This is a genomic window from Pseudomonas sp. GM79 (assembly GCF_000282495.1).
Classification (GTDB): Bacteria; Pseudomonadota; Gammaproteobacteria; order Pseudomonadales; family Pseudomonadaceae; genus Aquipseudomonas.
Genome location: NZ_AKJE01000069.1, coordinates 1 through 5,636 on the forward strand (window position 1 = coordinate 1; position 5,636 = coordinate 5,636).

The window sequence follows — 5,636 nt, forward strand, 5'->3', positions numbered from 1 at the left end:
GGTGGCCCGCCCCTGCCGGTACCGGCCTTGGGCACGCTGGTCGGGGTGATCTGCGGATACGGTGTCGGAGTGGCGGTGCCGGGTGAACCGGGTATCGGCGCGGGACTGGTGGGGATGGTTTGCAGCTCTTGGGCCTGCACTGCAGTTATCGAGAGCGCGGCCAGGGCAATGACCGTTAGAATGGTGCGCTTCATCAATGGCTCCGTTGGCCTTGTGGTCTTTTTGCAGGCTACTCCCAACTGCGCGCGTTTGCCTTCCTCCATCTGTCAATTTCTCCTCAAGAGCGCCCCATGAAACGTTTCGTTCTGCTCGACACCACCCCCATCCCTGAAAACGGCGGTGCCCTGTGCCTGTTCGAATACGGCGAGGACTTCGTTATCAAGATTCAGGGTGGTGACGGCGGGCAGTTGATGAATACTCGCATGCACGGCTCCGAAGATGCCCTGGCCGAAATTCCCTGCCGCAAGGTCGCCGGCCGGCCGAATTCGCGAGTATTGATCGGTGGCCTGGGCATGGGCTTCACCCTCGCCTCGGCGCTCAAGCATTTGGGCAAGACGGCTGAAGTGGTGGTCGCCGAATTGGTGCCCGGCGTGGTGGAGTGGAATCGCGGGCCGCTGGGCGAAAAAGCCGGCAACCCGCTGCTCGACCCGCGCACGGTGATCCGTATGGAAGACGTGGCCAAGGTGCTGCAAGCCGAGCCACAAGGTTTCGATGCGATCATGCTCGACGTCGACAACGGCCCCGAAGGTCTGACCCAGAAGGCCAACAGCTGGCTCTACTCCGCCGGTGGCCTGAGCGCGTGTGCCAAGGCCTTGCGGCCAAAAGGCGTGCTGGCGGTGTGGTCGGCCAGCGCCGACCGGCAGTTTTCCGACAAGCTGAAAAAGGCCGGCTTCAAGGCCGAGGAAGTGCAAGTCTTCGCCCATGGCAACAAGGGCACCCGCCACACCATCTGGATTGCCGAGAAGCTCAAGGGCTGAGCGTGGGCCTGTCATCACTTATTTACTAGGCCGCGTTGCGCCTGAAAACGAGCCAGGCAAGGCGCAGTCCGCTGGTAATGGTCGCTCCCTTGCCAAGGACTGCAACGCAGCCTGGCTCGTTTTCAGGCACAACCCGAAGGGCCGGTCTGCTGTGGCGCGGCCTAGTAAATAAGTGATGACAGGCCCTACACTCACGTCATAACCGTCATTAGTCTTTTTACAAAGGTGAACCCATGAGTTCGTCCACCCCAACCAACACATCGAAGCTGGACCGCATCCTCGCCGATAACCAGCGCGACAAGGAAATGGGTTACCGCGACAAGGCCCTGAAGATGTACCCGCACGTGTGCGGCCGCTGCGCCCGTGAATTCTCCGGCAAACGCCTGAGCGAACTGACCGTGCATCACCGCGACCACAACCACGACAACAACCCTCAGGATGGTTCGAACTGGGAACTGTTGTGCCTGTATTGCCACGATAACGAGCACTCACGGTATACCGATCAGCAGTATTTCGACGAAGGCTCGCTGAGTACGCCGAAGATTGCCAAGGCGACGCACAACCCGTTTGCGGCGTTGGCGGGGTTGATGAAGAAAGAAGATTAAAGATCTTCGGTGCCTGCGCTGGCCCCTTCGCGAGCAAGCCCGCTCCCACATTGGATCTCGGGTGAACATAATATTTGTGAACACCCGAGATCCAATGTGGGAGCGGGCTTGCTCGCGAAAGCGATCGAACAATCACCACCAATCTACAATCTGACCACCCTCCCCCAATCCCCGTATAATCGCCGTTTTTTCCCCGAAGGCACCCCGCTCGTGGCAGACAAACGGTACAGCTGCATTGGTTTGTATAATCCCAAATCACCGGAGAACGTCGGTTCGGTCATGCGCGCCGCCGGCTGCTATGGCGTGGCGTCGGTTTTTTACACCGGCAAGCGCTATGAACGCGCCGCCGATTTCGTCACCGACACCAAGCGAGTCCACTACGATATCCCGCTGATCGGCATCGACGACCTGAAGAAAATCCTGCCCTTAGGCTGTGTCCCGGTCGCCGTGGAACTGGTCGACGGCGCCCGCTCGCTGCCGGAATACACGCACCCGGATCGCGCCCTCTACATCTTCGGCCCCGAAGACGGTTCGCTGGATAAAGAAATCCGCGACTGGTGCGAAGACGTGGTCTACATCCCGACCACCGGCTGCATGAACCTGGCGGCCACCGTCAACGTTGTGCTGTACGACCGTATGGCCAAGGGCAACAACACCCGCTCGGGGCCGAAATTCCGCTGAAGTGCCGCATATTCAATGGAACAAGCCGTTCGCCCAGGCAGTCAGCTAAATATCTATTGCTGAAGCAACCCTTCCCTGCCTGGAGACCGATCATGCGCGAGTTCAATCCTGTAGAACGTATCGAAACCACCCCGTTCCAGAGCCCTTCCGAACAGAACGTTCATGGTTGGGAACGCGCCGGCTCCCTGGCGGGTGGTGTGGTCATGCTAAGCAAAGGTCTGCGACGCGGCGGCGTGTTCGGATTGATTGAAATAGCCATTGGCGGCATGGCCCTGGCCCGGGGAATCACTGGGCATTGCTCGGCGAAAAGACTGTTGGAAAAGAACCGTCAGGACATGGAAAACGCACGCGCGAGGATCGAGCGCGCCGGGGATGAGCTGGCCCGCATGAAAGCCAATGCAGAAGCAGCGACCAGCACGGCGACCGTGACGGGAAATGATTCGTTGAACTCGCCGAAGGCTGGGGTCTGATCCGGAATCGATGCAGAGGCTCAGTGCCTCTTCGCGGGCAAGCCCGCTCCCACAGGATTTTTGGCGTACACAACATGTGTGAACACCGCCAATTACTGTGGGAGCGGGCTTGCCCGCGAAGGCGGTGCTACTGAAGCAACCCGGTATCGAGCACCTTGGAAGACTCGCCAATAACGCTTTGCGCGAGCTGAATGAATTCCTTGGTGTCCACACTTTCCAAATGCATCGCCCCACGCAGCACATCATCGAGCGAGCGCTTGTTGCGGGTTTTCAGGCGAATCTCGCGGTCCAGTTCCTGTAACAACACCACCGCTTTGGCCACCTGCGCCGGGTTGATCTGTTCACCGCGCAACGTCGTGACTTTTTGGCTGGCTTTGGTCAATTTGCTTTGCAGGCTCTCATACCGCTCATCACTCATCCCGCCTGCGCGGCGCACCAGTTCGATGGCGTAATACTCAGCAAACCCTTCGCTGATCCAGTCGCTGCGCTGGCTGTCGTTGATCCGCGCGAACACCTGAGCCAATTCGCGCACCAAGGCACTGGTGCCGCTTTCACTGACCAGCGGCAGACGGCTATTGAGGTAGATCGATTCATGGGCGCCCAAGCTACCGCGCCACATCGGGTCGTTGGCGCCGACAATCAGCAGTTTGCTGGGGTGACGCGGAAAAACTGCCTGCACTTGCGGCCAGACAAAGGTCAGCAGCGTCAGCACATCCATGCGATGCATGCCCTGACCTTGAGGCGAGGCGACGGTGACTTCGGTTTCCCCCAGCCGCGCACGACGACTGCCGAGATGGCCGGCGAGCATCCAGCCAGTGGGACGGTCGAACAGACGCGAGGCATTGTCGATCCGGAACCTGTTCTTGCCAATCCGCGGCCAAGCGGTTTCGACGCTTTTCCAACCGGTGGGTAATTCGAATTCAAGGCGTGAAACCAGTTCGATGCCGTCCTGCTGATCGAGTTTGGCCGCAGGCACCAGGTCATCGCCACGCATCAGCGCCCAGTTCGGCGTCATGCGGGTATCGAAGCTGCCGCTCTTGCGCCCATGGCTAATGCGCACGCGGTAGGTCAGGCTGGCCTTGTCGGCGGCCGGGCGCCAGACACCACGGGCCTGTTTGCCGGGGGTGAGTTGCCATTGGCCATCAGCCTTAAAATCACTGTAGTGACTGCCCTCGCCCAAGTCGAAATCCAGACTGCGCACCGCCGAGCCCTGGGCCAGGGTCAGGCGCACTTCGGCCTGATCGCTTTGCGGCAGCAGGCGCACGTGATAATCCAGATCGACTTTCTTCGCCGCCCACACCGGCAAACTCAGGGCCAGCAGCCCGACAGTCAACGCCAGCCGCACTCCCACAGCCATACACACTCCTAGTGTGGCGAGCGAGCTTGCTCGCGCCGGGCTGCATAGCAGCCCCAAATTCTTCTAATCACTGCTGATTTTGTGAGTGCTACGCACTCAAGCGGGAGCAAGCGCCCTCGCCACAAAGCAGTGGGAATTAACCCGCGCGAAAAATCAGATGGTCTTCCCAATCCTCTTCAGCCACGCTGCCCTCGGCGAGCATACGCCCGGACTGGGAAATACGTTCGTGATGCACCGCCTCGCGATCACCGCACACAAGGTGATGCCAGAGCGGCAAATCCTTGCCTTCGCTGACCAGTCGATAACCGCAGGTCGGCGGCAGCCATTTGAACTCATCGGCCTTGCCCGGCGTGAGCTGAATGCAATCGGGCACCGAGTCGCGACGGTTGGGGTAATCGGTACACTGACAGGTTTTGAGGTCCAGCAGTTTGCAGGCGATACGCGTGTAGTACACGGAGTTGTCGTCTTCGTCCTCGAGTTTTTGCAGGCAGCACAGGCCACAGCCATCGCACAGCGATTCCCATTCCTCTTGATCGAGTTGATCGAGGGTTTTGCGTATCCAGAACGGTTCGACTTTGGCGGCCATGGCTCAAGCATCAACATCAGGTGGTGAAAAGGCCGCCAGTCTAGTACCAAGGCACCGGCGGGCCAAGCATTGGCGACTGCCGGTACAACGGAACTTGTCAGTTATAGCGCCCCCAAGTAGCTTTGCCATCGCAAGGAGCCATGCTCAAATGCCATTAACGCTCAACCGCGTTGCATTCAGGTGAACTACCCAGGCTCTCGAAAAACCTCATCGCTCAGCTCAACTGCGCCCGCAGGTTTCAGACGACCCTCACTTTCAAACGTAAAGGAATCTCTTGATGAGTGCTAATCCACGCGTTGCCGACTACGCCATTCACCCTCAGTTCACTGATCGCTGGTCGCCCCGCGCGTTCACCGGCGAAACCATTCCCGTCGAGACCCTGCTGAGCTTCTTCGAAGCCGCGCGCTGGGCGCCATCGGCGTACAACTCGCAGCCTTGGCGGTTTCTCTATGCGCGTCGCGACACGCCGAACTGGGAGCGTTATCTGGGTCTGCTGAACGAGTTCAACCGCAGCTGGGCGCAGCACGCCTCGGCGCTGGTGATCGTCGTCTCGAAAACCACCTTCGCGGTACCTGGCGCCACTGAAGAAACACCGGCGCTATGGCACACCTTCGACACCGGTTCGGCCTGGGGCCACCTGGCGCTGCAAGCGAGCATCAGTGGCTGGCACACCCACGGCATGGCCGGTTTCGATCAGGAGCTGACCCGCAAAGAGCTGAATATTCCTGAGGGCTATGCGCTGCACGCGGCGGTGGCGATCGGCAAGCTGGGCGACAAGGCGACGCTGGCCGAGTACCTGCAAGCGCGCGAAGAGCCAAGCCCGCGTCGGCCGCTGAGCGAGTTGGCGGCCGAGGGTGATTTCACCCTCTAACCAACGATGAAGTTCAAATGTGGGAGCGGGCTTGCTCGCGAAGGCGGTGTGTCAGTCACCTTGGGTATCGACTGACACACCGCCTTCGC

8 protein-coding genes are annotated in these 5,636 nt (G+C 59.8%); 5 read left to right on the forward strand and 3 right to left on the reverse strand.

Annotated elements, in window-relative coordinates:
- On the reverse strand, positions 1-194 hold a 194-nt coding region (locus PMI36_RS0129715; protein ID WP_032830520.1), incomplete at its 3' end, for a hypothetical protein.
- Between the two features lie 96 nt (positions 195-290).
- On the opposite strand from PMI36_RS0129715, the gene PMI36_RS11075 reads away from it, so the two are divergent.
- The 4 genes from PMI36_RS11075 (at position 291) to PMI36_RS11060 (ending at position 2,733) form a co-directional block, all read left to right on the forward strand.
- Positions 291-977 (forward strand): spermidine synthase, encoded by a 687-nt coding sequence (locus PMI36_RS11075; protein WP_007898703.1) that lies wholly within the window; start codon positions 291-293, stop codon positions 975-977.
- 233 nt (positions 978-1,210) lie between these two features.
- Complete coding sequence (locus PMI36_RS11070; RefSeq protein WP_007898702.1) at positions 1,211-1,582, forward strand: YajD family HNH nuclease; 372 nt, start codon at positions 1,211-1,213, stop codon at positions 1,580-1,582.
- 210 nt (positions 1,583-1,792) lie between these two features.
- On the forward strand, positions 1,793-2,263 hold the full coding sequence (locus tag PMI36_RS11065; RefSeq protein ID WP_032830521.1) for an RNA methyltransferase: 471 nt from the start codon (positions 1,793-1,795) through the stop codon (positions 2,261-2,263).
- Between the two features lie 92 nt (positions 2,264-2,355).
- Positions 2,356-2,733: a YgaP family membrane protein gene (locus PMI36_RS11060; protein ID WP_008073137.1), complete on the forward strand. Its 378-nt coding sequence runs from the start codon at positions 2,356-2,358 to the stop codon at positions 2,731-2,733.
- A gap of 127 nt (positions 2,734-2,860) precedes the next feature.
- Here PMI36_RS11060 and PMI36_RS11055 read toward each other — a convergent pair whose 3' ends face one another.
- Together PMI36_RS11055 and PMI36_RS11050 are read right to left on the reverse strand one after the other, a co-directional pair.
- Positions 2,861-4,090 carry a hypothetical protein gene (locus PMI36_RS11055; RefSeq protein WP_008073138.1) on the reverse strand — a complete coding sequence of 410 codons (1,230 nt, stop codon included), beginning with the start codon at positions 4,088-4,090 and terminating at the stop codon, positions 2,861-2,863.
- Between the two features lie 136 nt (positions 4,091-4,226).
- Positions 4,227-4,676, reverse strand: coding sequence for a YcgN family cysteine cluster protein (locus tag PMI36_RS11050; protein ID WP_008073139.1), 450 nt, complete (start codon positions 4,674-4,676; stop codon positions 4,227-4,229).
- A 277-nt stretch (positions 4,677-4,953) separates the two neighbouring features.
- Here PMI36_RS11050 and PMI36_RS11045 point away from each other — a divergent pair, with 277 nt between their 5' ends.
- Positions 4,954-5,547 (forward strand): nitroreductase family protein, encoded by a 594-nt coding sequence (locus tag PMI36_RS11045; RefSeq protein ID WP_007898696.1) that lies wholly within the window; start codon positions 4,954-4,956, stop codon positions 5,545-5,547.
- The last annotated feature ends 89 nt before the right edge of the window (positions 5,548-5,636 follow it).

What these genes read in the sequence shown, in the direction of transcription:
- PMI36_RS11070 (WP_007898702.1), top strand. Translation starts at nt 1,211, where the DNA reads ATGAGTTCGTCCACCCCAACCAACACATCGAAGCTGGACCGCATCCTC.
- PMI36_RS11050 (WP_008073139.1), bottom strand. Translation starts at nt 4,676, where the DNA reads ATGGCCGCCAAAGTCGAACCGTTCTGGATACGCAAAACCCTCGATCAA.
- PMI36_RS11075 (WP_007898703.1), top strand. Translation starts at nt 291, where the DNA reads ATGAAACGTTTCGTTCTGCTCGACACCACCCCCATCCCTGAAAACGGC.
- PMI36_RS11045 (WP_007898696.1), top strand. Translation starts at nt 4,954, where the DNA reads ATGAGTGCTAATCCACGCGTTGCCGACTACGCCATTCACCCTCAGTTC.
- PMI36_RS11055 (WP_008073138.1), bottom strand. Translation starts at nt 4,090, where the DNA reads ATGGCTGTGGGAGTGCGGCTGGCGTTGACTGTCGGGCTGCTGGCCCTG.
- PMI36_RS11060 (WP_008073137.1), top strand. Translation starts at nt 2,356, where the DNA reads ATGCGCGAGTTCAATCCTGTAGAACGTATCGAAACCACCCCGTTCCAG.